Consider the following 18408-nt stretch of genomic DNA (forward strand, 5'->3'; position numbering starts at 1 on the left):
GACCGGTGCTACTCGGACTGACGGCGGCCGTTCTCGAGCGCCGCCGCCGCCTTGGCCGGGAACAGGCGGCCGAGCGGGGGCTCGAAGCCGGCTTCCTCCAGGGCCGCCAGGAGCTGCCCGCGCAACGCCCGCTGGACCGCCCACTGCTTGCCCGGGCGGACCTTCACCGTCAGGCGCAGCTGGATGCCCTCCGGGGTGACGCTCTCCACCCCCAGCATCTCCGGTGGCTCGAGCACGTTCTCCCGCAGCAGCTCGCTCGACGTCGCCGTGGAGGCGGCCGCCATGAGCACCGTGGACGCGCGCTCGACGTCGGCCGAGTAGCCGAGCGGGACGTCGACCAGCGCGACCGCGAAGCCCTGGCTGGAGTTGCCGACGCGCAGGACCTCGCCGTTGCGGACGTACCAGACCGTGCCCTTGACGTCGCGCAGCGTGGTGATCCGCAAGCCCACGGCCTCGACGGTGCCGGTCGCCTCGCCGATGTCGACGACGTCGCCGACGCCGTACTGGTCCTCCACCATCATGAAGATGCCGGACAGGAAGTCCTTGACCAGGTTCTGGGCGCCGAACCCGATCGCGACGCCGATGATGCCGGCCGACGCGATGATCGGGCCCAGGTTGATGCCGAGCTCACCCAGCACGAGGATGAACGCGAGGCCGTAGATCAGGAACGTCGACATCGACTTCAGCACCGAGCCGATGGTCTGCGCGCGCTGGCGTCGGCGTTCGATCACGGCCGAGCCGAGCACCTCGGGGGCGCGCTCACGCAGGGGGCGCAGCAGCGCCGGCAGCTTGCCGCCGGAGCGGGGCAGCCGCGTGACGCGGTTGATCATCCGCTTGATCAGCAGGCGCACCACGAACGCGATCAAGAGGATGAACAGGATCTTCAGCGGCTTGGTGAGGAGCCAGTTCGCCGAGCCGGCCAGCCACGCGTTGTTCGTGACCTCGAACACCTGGGAACAGAAGGTGCTGGAGTCCTTGATGCATGGCGGTTCGGCGGTGAGCAAGGGGGACACGGGGGTTGATCATCCTTCCGATCTCGTCGGTTTCGCCAACTTCGAGTGGATGTTGGGTCGCGCGGATGTGACACGTCTTGTAACACACGTGCGCTGGGGGCCTGTTCTGTGGTCGACTATGCCTACGCCCCTGGAGGTGGTCGAGTGCCAGACCGACAACCCAGCCCCCGCGGTGTCTCCGGCCAAGCCATGGCCGCAGAGACGCCAGAGGTGGTCCTGCGCGCCTACCCGGGGGGAACCGCATCCGGCGGACCCGCCCCGGCCGGGCCGGGGAACCGCCCAGGGGGAGTTACCCGCCCGCCCGGTCAGCGTAGTAGAGGCCGGGACCCGGCGGCCCCGGCCTGGGGCCGGCGCCGGGTGCTCCTGCTCAACGCGACCTTCGAGCCCCTGACCGCGCTGCCTCTGCGGCGCGCTGTGGTCTTGGTCATGTGCGGCAAGGCCGAAGTGGTGCACGGCGACCCCGGCGGCACCGAGCTCCACGCCGCGACGCTGTCGCTGCCGGTGCCCTCGGTGATCCGGCTCAGCACCTACGTGCGGGTGCCCTACCGCGCCAAGGTGCCGCTGACCAGGGCCGGGCTGATGCACCGCGACCGGTACCGCTGCGCCTACTGCGGGGGGCGGGCCGAGACGATCGACCACGTCCAGCCGCGCAGCCGTGGCGGACCCCACAGCTGGACGAACTGCGTCGCCTGCTGCGCCAAGTGCAACCACCGCAAAGCGGACCGGCTGCTCTCGGAGATCGGCTGGAAGCTGCGCGTCGTCCCGCGAGCCCCGCACGGCCCGCACTGGCGCTTGCTCGCGCACTCCAAGGAGGCCGACCCGCTCTGGCGGCCTTACCTGGGTTCGGCGGCTTAACCGGGCCCTGACATGCCGGCGCCCCGGCTGCCTTGCGGCGGCCGGGGCGAGCCGGGGTGCTTGCGCGGTGCGTCCAGGAAGTGTGAAAAGGGCTCAGGCGGCGAGCGCGAACTCGCTCTGGCAGGTGACGCGGGTGCCCATGGTGACGCGCGTGCCCCGGGTGACACGGGTGCCCCGCGTGACGCGTGTGCCGCAGGTGACGCGCGTGCCGGCCGTCACCCGCGTGCCCATCGTGACCCGCGTGCCGCGGGTGACCCGGGTGCCCCGTGTCACCCGTGTGCCCGCCGTCACCCGGGTGCCGCGGGTGACTCGTGTACCCCGGGTGACCCTGGTGCCCGCCGTCACCCGCGTTCCCGGCACGAAGTCGATGTCGCTGGGTGACGAGGTGGTCTCGGTGATCGCCTGTGCGGGGGTGTGGACGCTGTTCATGGCAAGGCCTCCTGGGACCGGTGCGTGACCTGCTGGGGCTGGAGAGCGGGGCGCAAGGCCCGTACAGGTGAAAAAGCTACGAGGATTTCAAGGCAACGACAAGACGACAGCGGCGGGTGCGGCCGCCTGTACGTTGAGTTGCAACCTTTCGGCCCGACGGTCTTCGCCCCAACGTTCCAGTGCCCGCGCGCCAAGCGGCGGACGGCGCCTGCCTTACGACGAACGGTCGAGTGCGCCGCGCGCGGTGGTCGCGGAGGTCATCCGATACGCTCAGCGCCGTGAACGTTGTCGAGACGATCGTGGTCTTCGCCGTGATCCCGCTGGCCATCTACGGCTTCGCCGGGCTGCTGACGCTCCGGCGCAAGTCCGGTGGCGCCCCGCGGCACCGGCCGGGCCAGGCTTGGGAGTACCCGGCCATGTGGTGGAGCGCCAACCCCGACGGGGTCGGTGAAGGGCACGCGCACGCGGGTGCCGGGAACAGCGTGGTCGCCGCAGGCGCCACTACCGCGGCAGGGGGCGCTCGTGGCAACTGGTGAGCTGACGAAGCGCGTCGACGAGTCCGAACTGGGCTATGGCGAAGCGCTGACGTCCAGCGGCCGCGTGTCGGCCGCCAAGATGTACGAGCCCGCCGCGCCGGCCGGCCCGTTCACCACCCGCCAGCTGGCCCGCCTGGACGAGGCGCTGACGTTCGCGAGCCGGGAGACCGGCCTGGACTTCAGCCTGTACCTCGGCGAGCTGGGCGGCCAGGACAGCCGCGCGACGGCGGAGAGGCTGCACGCCACCACGGCGAACCCGGCCAACTCGGTCCTGATCGCGGTCTCGCCCGGCGAACGGCTGATCGAGATCGTCACGGGCAAGACGGCCTACAGCCGGCTGCCCGACCGCGGCGCCAAGCTGGCGATCGCGAGCATGGTGGCGTCGTTCAAGGAGGGTGACCTGGTCCGCGGCCTGGTCAACGGCCTCGCGAACGCGCTCCGCATGCTGTCCGACCAAGCGGGCCCCGCGCCCCGCTGACCCAGCCACACGAAAGGGCCCCGCACCACCCGGTGCGGGGCCCTTTTTCGCGTACGGTCCCGGTCTCAAACGCCCCAATGTGGCGTTCGGTGCATCTGACGCACCCAATGTGGCGTTCGGTGCGTCTGACGCACCCAACGCCACATTGGGGCGTATCAGGCCTGGGCGTCGAAGTCGCGGGCCGCCAGGGCCCGGACGATGCCCGCCCGGCCTTCCGAGACCAGCCGGCGCAGGGCCTGCGAGTGCTCGGTCTCCAGCCACTTGTCGGACGCCTTCACCGTCGCCGGCTCCACGGCCCACGACGGGTACAGCCCGATCGCGATCGGCTGCGCGCGCTCGCTGGAGCGCCGCTGCCACACCTCGTCGATCACCTCGAAGTACTTCCCGACGTACTCGCCGAGCAGCGCCTTCTGGCCCGGGTGTGAGAAGCCCGAGATGAGCGAGTCGCTGACGGCGTTGGTCAGCTCGTCGTCGTGGACCGCGCGCTCCCACGCGTCGGCCTTCGCCTCGGCCGCCGGACGCAGCGCGCGGCCGCGTTCGGCCTGGCGGCGCCCGGTCGCGGTGTTGTCGCGGGCCAGCTCGGCGTCGAGCTCCGCGGAGCCCGCCTTGTCGTGCGCGACCAGCGCGTGCAGCAGGCGCCAGCGCAGGTCGGTGTCGACGCTCAGACCCTCCAGCGGGGCCGAGCCGTCGAGCCAGCCGGCGAGCACCGCGAGGGTCGCCTCGTCCAGCACCGAACCGGCCAGCGAGTTCACGAACGCCAGCTGGTGGTCCGAGCCCGGCTCGGCGCCGCGGACCAGCTCCAGCAGCCGGGCGGTGAACGCCGGCCAGCCGGTCTTGGCCGCCCAGCCCTGCTCGGCGTAGGAGTTCAGCGCGGTCTGGGCCTGCAGCAGCAGCCGCTGGACGACGCCGACCTCGCTCTCGGTGTGGATGCCGCGCTGCACCAAGGTGACGAAGTCGCGGGCCTTCAGCTCGGCCTCGCGGGTCATCTCCCAGGCCGCCGACCAGCACAGGGTGCGCGGCAGCGGCTCGGTGATGTCGGCGACGCGGTCGATCAGCGTGGTCAGCGACACCGGGTCGAGCCGCATCGTGCAGTAGGTCAGGTCGTCGTCGTTGACCAGCACGAGCTTGCCCGCGGCCCGACCGACCAGGTCGGGCACCTCGGTGCGCTCGCCGTCGACGTCCAGCTCGACGCGGTGGGTGCGGACGATCTTGCCGTTGCCGTCCTCGTCGTAGATGCCCACCGCGACGCGGTGCGTGCGCAGCTCGCCGGCGCCCGGCTTGGCGCCGGACTGCACGACAGCGAACGAGGCGAACGTGCCGTCCGCGCCGATCTCGTAGCGCGGGCTCAGCGAGTTCAGGCCGGTGGTCTCCAGCCACTGCGCGCTCCACCACGACAGGTCGCGCCCGGACGCCTCTTCCAGCGCGCCGAGCAGGTCGGCCAGCGTGGCGTTGCCCCAGGCGTGCTTGCCGAAGTAGACCTTCAGGCCGTCGAGGAAGTGCTCGAGCCCGACGTAGGCGACGAGCTGCTTGAGCACGCTCGCGCCCTTGGCGTAGGTGATGCCGTCGAAGTTCACCTCGACCGCGTGCAGGTCGACGATGTCGGCGGCGATCGGGTGCGTCGAGGGCAGCTGGTCCTGGCGGTAGGCCCAGGACTTCTCGATGTTCGCGAAGCTGGTCCACGCGTTCTTGTACTCGGTGGCCTCGGCCTGGGCGAGCACGCTGGCGAAGGTCGCGAACGACTCGTTCAGCCACAGGTCGTCCCACCAGCGCATGGTGACGAGGTCGCCGAACCACATGTGCGCCATCTCGTGCAGCAGCGTCTCGGCGCGCCGCTCGTAGGCGTAGCGGGTGACGCGGCTGCGGAAGACGTAGTCCTCGAGGAAGGTGACGGCGCCGGCGTTCTCCATCGCGCCCGCGTTGAACTCCGGCACGAACAGCTGGTCGTACTTGGAGAACGGGTACGGCGTGCCGAACTTGTCGTGGTAGAAGCCGAAGCCCTGCTTGGTCTCGGTGAACAGGCGCTCGGCGTCCATGTGCTCGGCCAGCGACGCGCGGCAGTAGATGCCGAGCGGGATCGTCTTGTGGGCGTCGGTGTACTCGTCGCGCCACTCGGTGTACGGCCCGGCGATCAGCGCGACCAGGTAGGTCGAGAGCCGCTCGGACTCCTTGAAGACGGTCCGGACGGCGCCTTCCGGCGTCTCCTCGGCCGACTCGGCCAGCGTGTTGGAGACGACCTTCCAGTCCTTCGGCGTCACCACGGTGAGCCGGTAGACCGACTTCAGGTCGGGCTGGTCGAAGCAGGCGAACATCCGCTTGGCGTCGGCCGTCTCGAACTGGGTGTACAGGTAGACGCCGTCGTCGACCGGGTCGACGAACCGGTGCAGGCCTTCACCGGTGTTCATGTACCGGCAGTCGGCGGTGACCGTGAGCTCGTTCGTCTCGGCCAGGTCCGCCAGCGCGATGCCCCGGTCTTCGACATAGGCGCTGATGTCGACGTCCGCGCCGTTCAACGTGGCGGAGTGCACGCGATCGGCGACGAGGTCGACCCAGGTCTGTTCGCCGGCCTTGGCGCTCGCGAACCGGACGGTCGTCTTCGACGCGAAGGTCTTCTCCCCGGGACCGCCGTGGCCGTCGGTCAGATCGAGCTCGATGTCGTAGCCGGTGACGTCGAGCAGATCCGCGCGCAGTTTGGCGAGATCACGGGTCAGGTTGGGGGCGGGCACAGGCACCTCTGGTCGTGGGATCGGTTTCAGGCTCCCCGCATCCAATCATGGGTCCGGGGTGCCGGGCGATGAGGGAACAAGCGTGCGCTCCCGGGTGTTGGCCCGCAGTGTGGGGCCCGCCCACACGCCGACGTCGCCTTCACCGTGCACAGGAGTACCCGATGACCACTGCCGAGCAGCCCACGAAGGTCGATTTCTACTTCGACCCGATCTGCCCGTTCGCCTGGATCACCTCGCGCTGGATCCTCGAGGTGGAGAAGCACCGCAACCTGGACCTGACCTTCCGCGTGATGAGCCTCTCCTACCTGAACTCGGGCCGGGACGAGCTGCCGCAGGAGTACAAGGACCTGCTGGCGAAGGGCTGGGGCCCGGTGCGCGTGGCCGTGGCGCTGGCGGAGCTCAAGGGCGAAGAGGTGCTGCGCGACTACTACACCGAGTTCGGCACCCGCTTCCACAACCAGGGCAACAAGGACCGCGACGTGGTCATCAAGGAAGCCCTGGCCGCGATCGGCGCGCCGTCCGAGCTGTACGACGCCGCCGACTCCACGGAGTACGACGACGCGCTGAAGAGGAGCCACCACGAGGGCATGGACCCGGTCGGCATGGACGTCGGCACCCCGACGATCCACATCGACGGCGTGGCGTTCTTCGGCCCGGTGCTCAGCTCGATCCCGCGCGGCGACGACGCGCTGAAAATCTTCGACGGCGCGGTCGCGCTGTCGAGCTACCCGGACTTCTTCGAGCTCAAGCGCACCCGCACGGGCGACCTGAACTTCGACTGAGGTTCGGAGGGCGTCACTTTCATAGGGAAAGATACGTCGGAGGCCCCTTCGGACGCATCTTTCCCCACGAAAGTGACGTCTCCGGGTCAGAGCGTTTTGAGGGCGGCCGAGGTGACGTCGGCGGGGTAGCGGGACGCGGCCACCGCCGCCGCCTCGGTCGACTCGCCGCGCCCGACCGCCGCCTTCAGGGCGATCAGCTCGTGCAGGCCGTGGCGGTGGTAGCGGACGAAGTCGGCGTCGACCGGGTCGCCGTGGCCGGGGACGACGACCCGCGGTTCCAGCGCGAGCAGCGTGTCGAGGGTGTCCGGCCAGGCGGTCAGGTCCGAGTCGGCGCCGAACGAGAACGCGCTGAAGCCGTGTTCGGCGTTCTCGACGATGTCCCCGGCGAAGACCACTTCCGCGTCCGGCACGTGCACGATGACGTCGTGGTCGGTGTGGGCGCGCCCGGGGTGCAGCAGCACCGCCGTCCGGCCGCCCAGGTCGAGCTCGGTCCGGTCGCTGAACAGGTGGTCGGGCACGACGAACGTCGTCCGCGCGATGGCGTTGGCGATCGCCGCCTTGCCCTCCTCGCGGTAGTAGGCCATCCACTTCTCCCGCGCGCCCTCGGCGTACTCGGTCAGCTCGGCGCGGCAGCCCTCGTGCGCCCAGACCGCGCACGGCAGGAACCGCTCGGTGCCCCAGGTGTGGTCGAAGTGCGCGTGGGTGAACGCGACCGCCCACGGCAACGCCGTCAGCTGACGCACGGCCGCCGCCAGCTCGGCGCCCTGGTCCAGGTCGCCCCGGGTGTCGATGACCAGGCAGCGGTCGGCCCCGACGACCAGCCCGACGGTCAGGTCCAGCTCCTCGTACCGCCGCGCGTGCACGCCGTCGGCGACCTCGACCCAGCGACCGGTCATCGCAAGACTCCTTCGTGCAGGACGGGAGCGGCTTCGCTCACGTCGATCTGGGCGGCCAGCGCGACGTCGCCGCCGTGCCCGGCCTCGGTCAGCTCGCGTCCGGACACGCAGTCCGCGAGCGCCGCGACGTCCACCGAGCGCGCGGCCAGCGCCGCTTCGGGGGACAGTGTGCGCCCGAACCGGGCCAGCGCGGCGGCGATGGCGCCCGCGCCCACCTGGTCCTCGACGCACGGGCGCAGCGGCCCGAACGTGTCGCCGTGGCCGAAGATGTTCACCCCCCAGCGTTCCCCGGCCGCGATGACCCCGACGGGACCGCCCAGCTCGTGCGCCTTCGCGGCCACGGCGGAGGCGTTGCGCAGGCAGCCGGCCAGCACGTGGGCGCCGGTCGTCGCGGCGGCGTCGCACAGGGTGGCGCCGTTCGGCGAGGGGAGCGCGAGGAGCGTGCCGGGCGGGATGTCCGTCACAGACGACGGCCGCAGGGTGAACGTGCCCTCACCGGCGATGACGGCGCCCGCGGCCCGCGCGAGCGCGACCCCGCGTTCGTCGCGCCACCGCACGGGCAGCACGCGACCGCCGCGGCCGACCACGAGATCCGTGGTGGTGCTGAAGGAAAGCACGTCGACGACCACCAGCACGGCGCATTCCCGGCCGAGCGCGGCCACCCCTTCGGCGCCCCAGTCGAGCCTGACATCGTGTCCCGACTGCTCCCAGATCCCCACCCCCGGAGCATGCCGGAAACCGGCCGTGATGGCAGACTCCCAGCCGTGCGTGTCTACTTGGGATCCGACCATGCCGGCTTCGAGCTGAAGAACCACCTGGTGGCTCACCTGGAGAAGCGGGGCCACGAGGTCACCGACATCGGCCCGCGGGTCTACGACGCGGCCGACGACTACCCGGCCTACTGCGTCGAGACGGCGCTGCGCGTCGTGGCCGACGAGGGCAGCCGCGGCATCGTCGTCGGCGGCTCCGGCAACGGCGAGCAGATCGCCGCGAACAAGGTGCCCGGCGCCCGTGCCGGCCTGGCCTGGAGCGTCGAGACGGCCAAGCTGTGCCGCGAGCACAACCACGCCCAGCTGATCGGCGTCGGCGCCCGGATGCACACCGCCGAGCAGGCCACCGAGATCGTCGAGGCCTTCCTCGCGACGGAGGTCTCGCCCGAGGAGCGGCACGCTCGCCGCGTCCAGCAGCTGCTGGACTACGAGCGCACCGGCACCCCGCCGGCCCCGCCGGAGGCCTGATGCCCGAGGGGCACACGCTCCACCGGCTGGCGCGGCTGCACAAGCGCCGCTACGCCGGTGCCCCGGTCGAGGTGAGCAGCCCGCAGGGCCGCTTCGCCGCCGAAGCGTCCCGTTTGGACGGTCAGGTGCTCGTCGGCGCCGAGGCGCACGGCAAGCACCTGTTCCACGACTACGGGCCGCACGGGATCGTCCACGTCCACCTCGGCCTGATCGGCATCTTCGGCGAGGGCAAGCTGCCCGCGCCACCGCCGGTGGGCCAGGTCCGGATGCGGCTGGTCGGCCGGACACAGTGGACGGACCTGCGCGGCCCCCACACGTGCGAGCTGCTGGACCCGGCCCAGGCCGACGCGATCAAGGCGCGTCTCGGCCCCGACCCGCTGCGCCGCGACGCGAAGCCGGACAAGGCCTGGGCGCGGATCTCGAAGTCGAAGGTCTCGGTCGCCGCGCTGCTGATGGACCAGGCGGTGCTGGCCGGCGTCGGCAACGTCTACCGCGCCGAGGTCCTGTTCCGCCACGGCGTCGCTCCGCTGACGCCGGGGCGCGCACTGGACCGCGCGCTGTGGGACGACATGTGGGCCGACCTGGTGACGCTGATGCGCGACGGCGTCCGCGTCGGCCGCATCGACACGGTCCGCCCGGAGCACCTCCCGGAGGCGATGGGCCGCGCGGCCCGCGTCGACCGCCACGGCGGCGAGGTGTACGTCTACCGCCGCGCCGGCGAGCCGTGCCTGGTGTGCGGGACGCCGGTGGAGACGTCGTCGCTGGTCGGGCGGAACCTCTACTGGTGCCCGACCTGCCAGCCGGCCTGACTCAGAGGCGCTTGCCGAAGGCCTTCGCGAACGTGTGCACGTCTCCGGGCCAGCGGGCCGAGACGTAGTTGCCGTCCTCGACGACGAACGCCGGACGCTCGTCGTCGAGCCGGTCGCGGGCCCGGCCGCTCGCCTTCATTCGCTCGGTCGTGTCCAGGAAGTCCTCCGGCCGCGCCAGCGCGCGCGTGACCTCCTGCTGCACCGACATGTACCCCTCCGGCTGCCCCGGTTCCTCGAGGTAGGTGCGGTAGTAGCCCGGGTCCCAGAAGCGCGTCCGCCGCGTGAGCCGCCAGGCCGTTCGCTCCAGCTGCCAGGTCAGCGCCGTCGTCGTGCGGCCGTGCAGCACCGAGCGGCCGGTGGCCTGGTCGACGCTGCGCGCGGCGAGCAGGACGCCGTGGCAGATCGCGCCGACCGGCAGGTCGCGGCGGAAGGCGTCGGCGACCACGCCCTGCAGCACGGGGCTTTCGAGGTACTCGCGCATGCCACGGGCCCGGTGCCCGCCGGGCAGGAGGACTCCGTCGACGTCGTCGAGCTTGATGTCGTCCCAGCGGATCGGGGTGCGCCACGCGGGATCCGCGAGCAGCGCGCGGTGGGCGTCACGCGCGGCTTCGTCGGCGCGCAGCACGCGGCCGAGCGCGGTGAGCTTCTTCAGGCCCGGCACCCGGCCCCACAGGTCGAGGCCCTCGCCGGTGACCATCAGCTCGTCACAGGTGGCCTGCGTGCCGCCGGGTGTCGCGAAGACGACCGTGTGGTCCCGGCTCAGCACCGCGCGGCTGACGGCCACTTCGGACGGGTCCGAGTCCCGGGCCGGGACGGGGATCAGGACTGTCGCCACGGCATCCTCCTGAAGTCGTCCAGGAGGATGCCAGCCGGTGCTCAGAAGTCGAAACCGCCCCCGTCGAAGCCACCGCCGTCAAAGCCGCCGCCGTCGAAACCGCCGCCGCCCCAGTCACCGCCGCCGCCGTCACCGCCGCCGAAGTCGCCTCCGCCACCATCGCCGCCACCATCGCCGCCGCCGTCACCGCCGCCGGAGTCGAGCGCGTCCTGCTGGCCGGCGTCGTAGCCCGACTCCCAGGCCCCGGCGCTGGCGATGCCGCCCATGCCGGAGAACATCGCGCTGAACAGGAACATCGACCCGAGGCCCCAGGCGCCGGCGACGAGCGCGGGCTTCCACCACGGCTCGCTGTACCAGCCCTGCGGCACCGGCCGGCCGGCCACGCGGCCGCCGGGGTAGTAGTACGGCGTGTCCTGGCCGGCGTCCGGGGAGGCGGCGTAGTGCTGGCCCTCGACGTCGACGTCACGGCGCTCGGTCACCTTGCCGGCGCGCTCGCGCTCGGCCTCCTCCGGCAGCTGCGGGCCCGGGTCCATACCCATCGCGACCCGTGCGGCGCGGACGTAGTAGAGGCCTTCGACGGCGGTGTCCTTGACCAGCCGGGCCTGCTCGATGGTGCGGGCCTGCTCCATCTGCGAGCCGGCCGCGTTGTAGCGCTCGCTCGCGTCGGCCATCGCCTGCTGCGACGCGGTGTCCGTGCCGTTGAGGTTGAGGACCTGGCCGCCGAGCCGCTCGACGAGGCGCCGGGCGTCGGCCTTGGCGTCGTCGAGTTCCCGCTGCCGGGCCGCGGCGCGCTGCCGCGAGAAATACAGGCCGCCACCGACGATCACGACGACGAGCACGATCAGGAAGATCGCGGTGCCCATGGACCACTCCCAGAAGCTCGGTGCCCGGTGACCGGAAGTCACCTTGTGATTCGGACAACGCGGACGTTACGCGGAGGGTTCCCGGGTAGTGATCCGGCCCACCGTCAGGCCTGGCCGAAGAAACTAGAACACGTTATAGTTCCGCGGTATGAAGTTCACCCTGTCGATCGCGATGAACCCGCTTGATCAGCTGGGCGAGCTGGCCCGGGCCGCGGAAGAGGCCGGCTTCGCCGCCATCGCCCTGCCGGACTCGCTCTTCTACGCCGAGACGGTCTCCACAGACTATCCCTACACCCCCGACGGCAGCCGGTTCTGGACCGCCGAAACGCCCTGGGTCGACCCGCTGGTCGCGACGGCCGCGATGGGCGCGGTCACCAGCCGCATCGAGTTCTACACCTCCGTGCTGAAGCTCGGCTCGCGCAACCCGGTGCTGCTCGCGCGTCAGGTCGGCTCGGCGTCGGTGCTCACCGGCGGCCGGTTCGGGCTCGGCCTCGGCGTCGGCTGGCTGCCGCAGGAGTTCGAGTACTGCGGCGTGCCGTTCGAGCGGCGCGGCAAGCGCGTCGACGAGGCGATCGACGTGCTCCGGCTGATCCTCGACGGCGGCATGGTCGAGTACCACGGCGAGTTCTACGACTTCGACAAGCTGCAGATGAGCCCGGCGCCGCCGTCGCGGGTGCCGTTCTACATCGGCGGCCACACCGACGTCGCGCTGCGGCGCGCGGCCCGCGTCGCCGACGGCTGGTCCTCGGCGATGATGAAGCTCGAGGAGCTGCGCGACACCATCGCCCGGCTGAAGGAGCTGCTGGCCGAGCGCGGCCGCGCCGACGACCCGTTCGAGTACCAGGCCGTCTGCATCGACAAGTTCGGCCTCGACGGTTACCGCGAGCAGGCCGAGGCGGGTGTCACCGACATCATCACGATGCCGTGGGTGTTCGACGGCATCGGCTTCGACGCCCCGGTCGAGCCGAAGCTGGAGTCGATCCGCAAGTTCGGGGCCGAGATCATCGACAAGTTCGGGGAGTGACGGCGATGGGCGTGCAGGTCAGCTGGGACACGGAGAAGGAGCAGCCGCCGGCGCGGCGCGCGGCCCTGGCGTCGATGACGGCGGTGACGGCGGGGGACAAGGACGCGTGGCTGGCGCTGTTCGCCCCCGACGGCGTCGTCGAGGACCCGGTGGGGCCGTCGATGTTCGACGAGACGGGCAAGGGGCATCACGGCCACGACGGCATCAGTGCCTTCTGGGACAAGACGATCGGCAACGTCGAGCGCTTCGAGTTCGTCATCCGCGACTCCCACGCGGCGGGCGCCGAGGTGGCGAACGTCGGCACGATCACGACGTACCTGCCGGGCGGCTACCGCGTCGACACGGACGGCGTGTTCGTCTACCGCGTCGGCGACGACGGCCTGATCACGTCGATGCGCGCGTTCTGGGAGACCGAACGCGCGATGGCCACGGCCCGGCAGGTCACGGAGTAGCTTCTCCGGGACCCCGCGCCGGTCCGGTGCGGGGTCCCGGACCTGTCGGCACCTCAGCGGCGGGACCGGCTGTCGTAGGCCTCGCGGGCCGCTTCGACCTTGCCGAGGTTGCCCGACCACTCCGAAAGGCTCGCGAACAGCGGTCCGAGGCTGCGGCCCAGCTCGCTGATCTCGTACTCCACCCGCGGCGGGACCTCGGCGTGGTACGTGCGCACGACGAGGCCGTCGCGCTCCAGCTGCCGCAGCCGCTGGGTGAGCACCTTCGGCGTGATCGTGCCGATGCGGCGTTCCAGCTCGACGAACCGCTGCCGCCCGTATTCCTTAAGCGACCACAGGATCGGCGTGGTCCAGCGGCTGAAGACGATGTCGACCACCGGCGCGATCGGGCAGGCCAGCTCGGGTGTGGTTCCGGTCACGTTCGGGGCCTCCAGCCATTACTTTCCTCTAGGTACCTACTATACGTCGGAATGTAGCGTCCTCCGCATGATCACAGTCATGGGAGCGACGGGAAACGTCGGACGGCCGCTGGTGCGTGCGCTGGCCGCGGCCGGTGAACAGGTGACGGCGGTATCCCGCCGAGAGACGGCGGACGTGCCGGACGGCGTGCGCGTGGCGCCCGCCGTCGAGTCCGCTTTGGACGGTGCCGAGGCGTTGTTCCTGATGGTGCCGGGCGGTTTCGCGCCCGTGGACGGCGTGCTGGCCGCGGCGCGCGCGGCCGGTGTCGAGCGGGTGGTGCTGCTGTCGTCCCAGGGCGTCGCGACGGGCCGGCACCCGGCGGTGCTGGAGGACTCCGTCCGGGCCTCGGGTCTGAAGTGGACGATGCTGCGCCCGGGCGGGTTCGCGTCGAACGCCTTGCAGTGGGCGGAAAGCGTGCGATCGTCCCGGCAGGTGGTGGCACCGTTCGGCGACGTCGCGTTGCCGGTGGTCGACCCGGAGGACATCGCCGCGGTGGCCGCGGCGGCCTTGCTGTCCGGACGTTCCGGCGACGTCTACGAGCTGACCGGCCCGGCGCCGGTCACGCCGCGCCAGCAGGCGGCGGCGATCGGCGAGGCGTTGGGTGAGCCGGTGCGCTTCGTGCCGCGGACCCGCGAGGAAGCACGCGCGGCGCTGCTCGGCTTCATGCCGCCGGAGGTCGCCGACGTGACGCTGGGCATCCTGGGCGCGCCGACCCCGGAGGAGCAGCGCGTCAGCCCGGATGTCTCGCGGGTGCTGGGCCGCCCACCGCGTCCGTTCACCGAGTGGGCCGCGCGCAACGCGGCGGCGTTCAAGTGACGGCACTGTCCTATCAGGACTCCGGAACGGGACCTCCGCTGGTGTTCCTGCACGGCAACCCGACGTCGTCGTACCTGTGGCGCAACGTGACGCCGTTGTTGCCGGGCCGCCGTCTCGCACCGGACCTGATCGGCATGGGCGCCTCGGAGCGCCCGGATATCGGGTACACGTTCGACGACCACGCCCGCTACCTGGACGCGTGGTTCGACGCCTTGGACCTGGAAGACGTCGTCCTGATCGGCCACGACTGGGGTGGCGCCCTGGCCGCGGACTGGGCGTCGCGCCACCCGGGGCGTGTCCGCGCCTTGGCGTTCACCGAGGCGATCCTGAAGCCGATGACCTGGGAGGAGTTCCCACCGGCGGGCGCGGAGGTGTTCCGCGCGATCAAGACGTCGACGGACCTGTCGGGCTTCTTCACCGGCCTCCCGCCAGAGTACCGGACCACGCACGACGTCCCGCTGCTGCGCTGGGCGCGTTCCCTGCCCCTGGGCGGCGAGCCGGCATCGGTGGTGTCGCGCATCGAGTCGTTCGGCGCCTGGCTGGCGGCGACTCCGGAGATCCCGAAGCTCCTGATCACGTTCGAACCGGGCCACGACACGATGCTGACACCGCCGATGATCGACTGGTGCCGGGACAACTTCGCGTCGCTGGAGGTGGTGCACCACGCCGTCGTCGCCGGTCATCACACGCCGGAGCTGATCGCGGAGTCGTTGCTGGCGTGGCTGCCGGGTTAGCGGCAGGCCAGGTGGCTTCGTCGCGTAGTTTCTCCGGCCGAGTTGGTCGTCGAGGTGTCGCAAAGCTGTCCTCGACGATCGTCCTAACCGGCTCCTGTGGGCAGAGGTCGACCCACTCACAGCGGACATTGCGGCCGGGTTGGTCATCTGACCAGCGGTCGCAGGGCCGAGATCAGTGCATGGCGAAATGTACCCAAACGGTACTGCGGATGTCTTCTCAGTAACGAAGGCGGTGCCGCGGACGTTCTTGTTCGCAACCGAGGTACTTGGATCACTACACGGCGATGCCGCCCAGACGGCTGCCCTGAGAGGGTTCGCCTGGCCGGGCAGGTGGCCGTCAGTGTCCTGAGCTGACGCTTGTCGGCAAGGAGAACGCGATGCTGCACTACAGATTGTTCGTCGAGGTCGATGATCTCTCCCGGGAGTCGAAAAGAAAGCCAGTGAACAGTTGCACTCGTGGCTGCGTGGCAAGAACCTTGACGCTGACGCTCTCCGAGTTGGTGCGACAGCCACGTTGTCCTCGCAATCCACGGGTACGCTCACCCTGTCCGAGCCCGGTGACGGTTCGCGCTCCCTTCGATCTGTGATCTCAGAGAATCACGGCTCGCATGGGCATTGGACAACGCAGCTGACTGTGCACGTCCCGGGGCGTGCGCGGGACAAACCGTGGCTGTGGCTTGATCTTGACGGACCGAGCAATATCTTTGGCAAGATTCCACTGCTCGCGCGTTCGCTGCTCGACGTGTTCGACGCGAGCACACATGAGGTGCACCAGGGCTCGGCAGTAGCGCTCACCGACGTCGGGGATATCGCATCACTGGTCGAGGCGGTTTGCGATCCGCGTCGCCGCACTCTGGTCTTCGTTGCCGGGTCCGACCCGAGACTGCCCTTCGACAGGTGGCTCGAGCTCGTGCGGAACCTGCTTCGTGAGACCGTTGGTCTAGCGGGCGGTTATGTATTGTCACCAGAGGCAACCGAGGCTTTCAACAACGCCATCGGGCCGGCGCATCAGATCACGCCTTGGACTGTCCCTGGCACGGTGATGCAGCTGACCGGGCTCGCTTCGGGTGCTCGTGCGGCAGGTGGCCAGGGAAGGCGTCATCGGCCGCAGCGGCTCGTCGAGGTCACCTGACCGTGCCGCCGCCGCGGAGACTCCGGCCAGCGACCGCTCGTTCTGTTCACGGTGGACGGTGGACAGCAGGTCCGCGCGGCGGCGAAATAGCGTGTCGCCACCTTCGCCTTCGTGCATACATCGGCCACTGTCACATCTTCACGGCCTCCTGCTGTGACTGCCCGGCCATATTTCTCTTCGAGCTGGTCCGTACGTCGGTCCTCGCGCCGACCTGACAGCCGGCTCCAGCGCCGGTTCGCCGAGCAATCTTAAGATGTGGAACGTCGGCGTTCCAGACTCTTGTGCTGTGGCGGGAGCTACCTCATACTTCACGTTCGAGTTCACTGATGAGCCCGCCCCGGAGACGCCATGGCCCCCGATGACCGCCAGCAGGCCCTTGTGGCTCGGCCAACGGCGACAGCAAGCCGGGCAGGGTGGGTGCTCGCGCTGCTGTTCGCGGGGAATCTGCTCAACTTCTACGACCGTACGATCCCGGCGATCGTGGTCGAGCCGATCAAAGCCGAGTTCGGCTTGTCCGATGCTGAGATCGGCTTGATCACCGCGGCCTTCACGATCGTCTACGCCTTGTTCGGCATTCCACTCGGCAGACTGGCTGACCGCTCGTCGCGACGGGCCGTCCTGGCCATCGGACTAGCGGTGTGGAGCCTGCTCACGGCTGTCACCGGGTTCGTCGGAGGTTTCGCGACTCTCGTCATGGTCAGGTTGCTGCTCGGCGTAGGCGAGGCCAGCTTCGCACCGGCGGCGAACTCACTTGTGGCCGACCTCTATCCGCCGGACCAACGGGCTCGCGCGACCGGCCGCTGGCAGCTAGGTCTGCCGGTCGGACTGGTGCTCGCCTTCTTCACGGTCGGCGCGATCACCGACGCATTCGACAGCTGGCGAGCCGCGTTCTTTGTCGCCGCATTGCCCGGTCTGGTGGTCGCAGGACTGCTGGCGTTCATCCGCGAGCCGGCGCGGGGCGCGTCCGAGGCGGCGCCGGTGGCCACCGCGCAGGTGAACTCACCAATCCGCAGCCTGCTGCGCGTACGCACCCTGTGGTGGTTGGTACTCGCAGGTATCGGCTCGCAGATCGCTTCCTACGCGGTTGCGACGTTCAGCGTGCCATTGTTCCAGCGGCACTTCCACACCGGTCTGGCTATGGGAGCCACTTTCGCCGGCATCATGATCGCGCTGACCGGACTGGTCGGGTTGACCCTGGGTGGCCGCATCGCCGACCGCGCCAGCCGCCGCTCACCTGCCGGTCGGGTACTCACTGGCGCTTACGGTGTTCTGGCGGCCGTACCGCTGACCGCGGCGGCCTTCATTGTCGCCTCCGACATGCCCGTCCTGTTCGTCATTGTCTTTTCCGCGGGGTGGCTGCCGCAGTACCTGTATTTCACCGCTGCGTACCCGGCTGTGGCCGACGTGGTCGAACCACGACTGCGCGGAACAGCCATGGCTGTCTTCTTGGCTGCGTCATATCTGCTGGGGGGTGCTTTCGGGCCGCCGATCGCGGGAGCTCTGTCCGACCGCTTCGCCGCCTCGCAGGATCTCAGCGTTGACGCGGCGGCCGCATATGGTCTGCACCTGAGCCTGGCAATCGTCATCCCCGCAGGCTTGCTCATCGGCGCAGCCGGCCTCTTCGGTGCAGCTCGGTGCGTCACCCGAGACAGGGAAAGGATGCGCATCTCCCTGCGAGCGGCGAGATGATCATCGGGGCGCTGACTTCCAGCCGTCGACACCGTCGTTCTGCAGGAGCGCGTCAACTCGGCGATAACGCGGCAAATTGCGAAGCGACGTCCGCGGCTGCCCCTTTTGTGTGAGGTTGACCAGCAGGGGTAACTGATCTCGCGTCAATCGTATCCGGATACCCGTGGCCGACATGGGGCTGTCACGGGCTTCAGTGGAATCATGAGGCATGAGTTCCGGTGCGCTCGCCTGCATCTGGTAAAAGGTGTGTTCTGTCTCGTTGTGACAGTGACATCGACATCACCTGCATCATAGAATTACCCCTGTCCGAAAGTTTCTCACAAAACTGACGCGGCGTAAGTGTGCATGATGTGTTTGTTCCAGCTCGCATGCGGCCAATTTGTTGTGCGCGAAAAGGGGACTACAGATGTTCTCAACCCGTAACAAGTGGCCGTCAAAAGCGCTGTGGTCACGGCTTCGGTCGCTCCCTCAGCCAACATGAACGGTAATCTCGCCGACCGGACGTGCGACGGAGTCGGGACGATCTTCGGCGGCAACGGAAACCGGCGCTTGCTGATCGGCTACTCCGAGCCGCGGCGCGGCCAGATTCTGGACTACATCTCCAAGCCTGGCTACAGCGCAGCGGTCCAATCGCTGTAGCTGGAGATT

At 69.9% G+C, this 18408-nt stretch carries 21 protein-coding genes; 13 read left to right on the forward strand and 8 right to left on the reverse strand.

Going from position 1 to position 18408, the window contains the following annotated elements:
* Positions 1–8 precede the first annotated feature (8 nt).
* On the reverse strand, positions 9–1013 hold the full coding sequence (locus tag ACLJQZ_RS32200; protein ID WP_410623598.1) for a mechanosensitive ion channel family protein: 1005 nt from the start codon (positions 1011–1013) through the stop codon (positions 9–11).
* A gap of 357 nt (positions 1014–1370) precedes the next feature.
* Between ACLJQZ_RS32200 and ACLJQZ_RS32205 the strand changes: the two genes are divergently transcribed.
* Positions 1371–1868 carry an HNH endonuclease gene (locus ACLJQZ_RS32205; RefSeq protein ID WP_410623599.1) on the forward strand — a complete coding sequence of 166 codons (498 nt, stop codon included), beginning with the start codon at positions 1371–1373 and terminating at the stop codon, positions 1866–1868.
* Between the two features lie 93 nt (positions 1869–1961).
* Here ACLJQZ_RS32205 and ACLJQZ_RS32210 read toward each other — a convergent pair whose 3' ends face one another.
* The gene (locus tag ACLJQZ_RS32210) at positions 1962–2297 is read right to left on the reverse strand and encodes a hypothetical protein (RefSeq protein WP_410623600.1); all 336 of its coding nucleotides are present in this window, start codon (positions 2295–2297) and stop codon (positions 1962–1964) included.
* 278 nt (positions 2298–2575) lie between these two features.
* On the opposite strand from ACLJQZ_RS32210, the gene ACLJQZ_RS32215 reads away from it, so the two are divergent.
* Together ACLJQZ_RS32215 and ACLJQZ_RS32220 are read left to right on the forward strand one after the other, a co-directional pair.
* Positions 2576–2833: a hypothetical protein gene (locus ACLJQZ_RS32215; protein WP_326943442.1), complete on the forward strand. Its 258-nt coding sequence runs from the start codon at positions 2576–2578 to the stop codon at positions 2831–2833.
* A complete protein-coding gene (locus ACLJQZ_RS32220) occupies positions 2820–3311 on the forward strand; it encodes a DUF5130 family protein (protein WP_247055441.1) in 492 nt (163 codons plus the stop codon). The genes ACLJQZ_RS32215 and ACLJQZ_RS32220 overlap by 14 nt, the downstream gene beginning before the upstream one ends.
* A 155-nt stretch (positions 3312–3466) precedes the next feature.
* Here ACLJQZ_RS32220 and pepN read toward each other — a convergent pair whose 3' ends face one another.
* A complete protein-coding gene (gene pepN, locus ACLJQZ_RS32225; protein WP_410623601.1) occupies positions 3467–6034 on the reverse strand; it encodes an aminopeptidase N in 2568 nt (855 codons plus the stop codon).
* Between the two features lie 161 nt (positions 6035–6195).
* Here pepN and ACLJQZ_RS32230 point away from each other — a divergent pair, with 161 nt between their 5' ends.
* The gene (locus tag ACLJQZ_RS32230) at positions 6196–6816 is read left to right on the forward strand and encodes a DsbA family protein (protein ID WP_410623602.1); all 621 of its coding nucleotides are present in this window, start codon (positions 6196–6198) and stop codon (positions 6814–6816) included.
* An 86-nt stretch (positions 6817–6902) separates the two neighbouring features.
* On the opposite strand, the gene ACLJQZ_RS32235 is transcribed toward ACLJQZ_RS32230, so the two are convergent.
* The gene (locus ACLJQZ_RS32235; RefSeq protein WP_326943438.1) at positions 6903–7712 is read right to left on the reverse strand and encodes an MBL fold metallo-hydrolase; all 810 of its coding nucleotides are present in this window, start codon (positions 7710–7712) and stop codon (positions 6903–6905) included.
* Positions 7709–8431 carry a 2-phosphosulfolactate phosphatase gene (locus ACLJQZ_RS32240; protein WP_410623603.1) on the reverse strand — a complete coding sequence of 241 codons (723 nt, stop codon included), beginning with the start codon at positions 8429–8431 and terminating at the stop codon, positions 7709–7711. Before ACLJQZ_RS32240 ends, ACLJQZ_RS32235 begins: the two co-directional genes overlap by 4 nt.
* Positions 8432–8476: 45 nt before the next feature.
* Between ACLJQZ_RS32240 and ACLJQZ_RS32245 the strand changes: the two genes are divergently transcribed.
* Entirely contained in the window at positions 8477–8950 is a 474-nt protein-coding gene (locus tag ACLJQZ_RS32245; protein ID WP_410623604.1) for a ribose-5-phosphate isomerase, read from the forward strand.
* Complete coding sequence (locus ACLJQZ_RS32250; RefSeq protein ID WP_410623605.1) at positions 8950–9759, forward strand: Fpg/Nei family DNA glycosylase; 810 nt, start codon at positions 8950–8952, stop codon at positions 9757–9759. Before ACLJQZ_RS32245 ends, ACLJQZ_RS32250 begins: the two co-directional genes overlap by 1 nt.
* 1 nt (position 9760) lies before the next feature.
* Here the strand turns inward: ACLJQZ_RS32250 and ACLJQZ_RS32255 are convergent, their stop codons facing one another.
* Positions 9761–10594 carry a DJ-1/PfpI family protein gene (locus ACLJQZ_RS32255; RefSeq protein WP_410623606.1) on the reverse strand — a complete coding sequence of 278 codons (834 nt, stop codon included), beginning with the start codon at positions 10592–10594 and terminating at the stop codon, positions 9761–9763.
* 41 nt (positions 10595–10635) lie between these two features.
* On the reverse strand, positions 10636–11457 hold the full coding sequence (locus ACLJQZ_RS32260; RefSeq protein WP_410623607.1) for a hypothetical protein: 822 nt from the start codon (positions 11455–11457) through the stop codon (positions 10636–10638).
* Between the two features lie 148 nt (positions 11458–11605).
* On the opposite strand from ACLJQZ_RS32260, the gene ACLJQZ_RS32265 reads away from it, so the two are divergent.
* Complete coding sequence (locus ACLJQZ_RS32265) at positions 11606–12481, forward strand: TIGR03619 family F420-dependent LLM class oxidoreductase (RefSeq protein ID WP_410623608.1); 876 nt, start codon at positions 11606–11608, stop codon at positions 12479–12481.
* Positions 12482–12486: 5 nt separating this feature from the next.
* Positions 12487–12933 (forward strand): nuclear transport factor 2 family protein, encoded by a 447-nt coding sequence (locus ACLJQZ_RS32270; protein WP_410623609.1) that lies wholly within the window; start codon positions 12487–12489, stop codon positions 12931–12933.
* A 53-nt stretch (positions 12934–12986) separates the two neighbouring features.
* On the opposite strand, the gene ACLJQZ_RS32275 is transcribed toward ACLJQZ_RS32270, so the two are convergent.
* Positions 12987–13349, reverse strand: coding sequence for a winged helix-turn-helix transcriptional regulator (locus ACLJQZ_RS32275; RefSeq protein ID WP_247055416.1), 363 nt, complete (start codon positions 13347–13349; stop codon positions 12987–12989).
* 67 nt (positions 13350–13416) lie between these two features.
* Between ACLJQZ_RS32275 and ACLJQZ_RS32280 the strand changes: the two genes are divergently transcribed.
* The 5 genes from ACLJQZ_RS32280 (at position 13417) to ACLJQZ_RS32300 (ending at position 18399) form a co-directional block, all read left to right on the forward strand.
* On the forward strand, positions 13417–14205 hold the full coding sequence (locus ACLJQZ_RS32280; RefSeq protein ID WP_410623610.1) for an NAD(P)H-binding protein: 789 nt from the start codon (positions 13417–13419) through the stop codon (positions 14203–14205).
* Positions 14202–14939, forward strand: coding sequence for an alpha/beta fold hydrolase (locus ACLJQZ_RS32285; RefSeq protein WP_410623611.1), 738 nt, complete (start codon positions 14202–14204; stop codon positions 14937–14939). The genes ACLJQZ_RS32280 and ACLJQZ_RS32285 overlap by 4 nt, the downstream gene beginning before the upstream one ends.
* A gap of 634 nt (positions 14940–15573) precedes the next feature.
* Entirely contained in the window at positions 15574–16071 is a 498-nt protein-coding gene (locus ACLJQZ_RS32290) for a hypothetical protein (protein ID WP_410623612.1), read from the forward strand.
* Between the two features lie 417 nt (positions 16072–16488).
* Positions 16489–17760 carry a spinster family MFS transporter gene (locus ACLJQZ_RS32295; RefSeq protein WP_410623613.1) on the forward strand — a complete coding sequence of 424 codons (1272 nt, stop codon included), beginning with the start codon at positions 16489–16491 and terminating at the stop codon, positions 17758–17760.
* A gap of 426 nt (positions 17761–18186) precedes the next feature.
* Positions 18187–18399, forward strand: coding sequence for a hypothetical protein (locus tag ACLJQZ_RS32300; RefSeq protein ID WP_410623614.1), 213 nt, complete (start codon positions 18187–18189; stop codon positions 18397–18399).
* Positions 18400–18408 lie beyond the last annotated feature (9 nt).

This window comes from Amycolatopsis sp. cmx-8-4, assembly GCF_046548675.1.
Taxonomy (GTDB): domain Bacteria; phylum Actinomycetota; class Actinomycetes; order Mycobacteriales; family Pseudonocardiaceae; genus Amycolatopsis.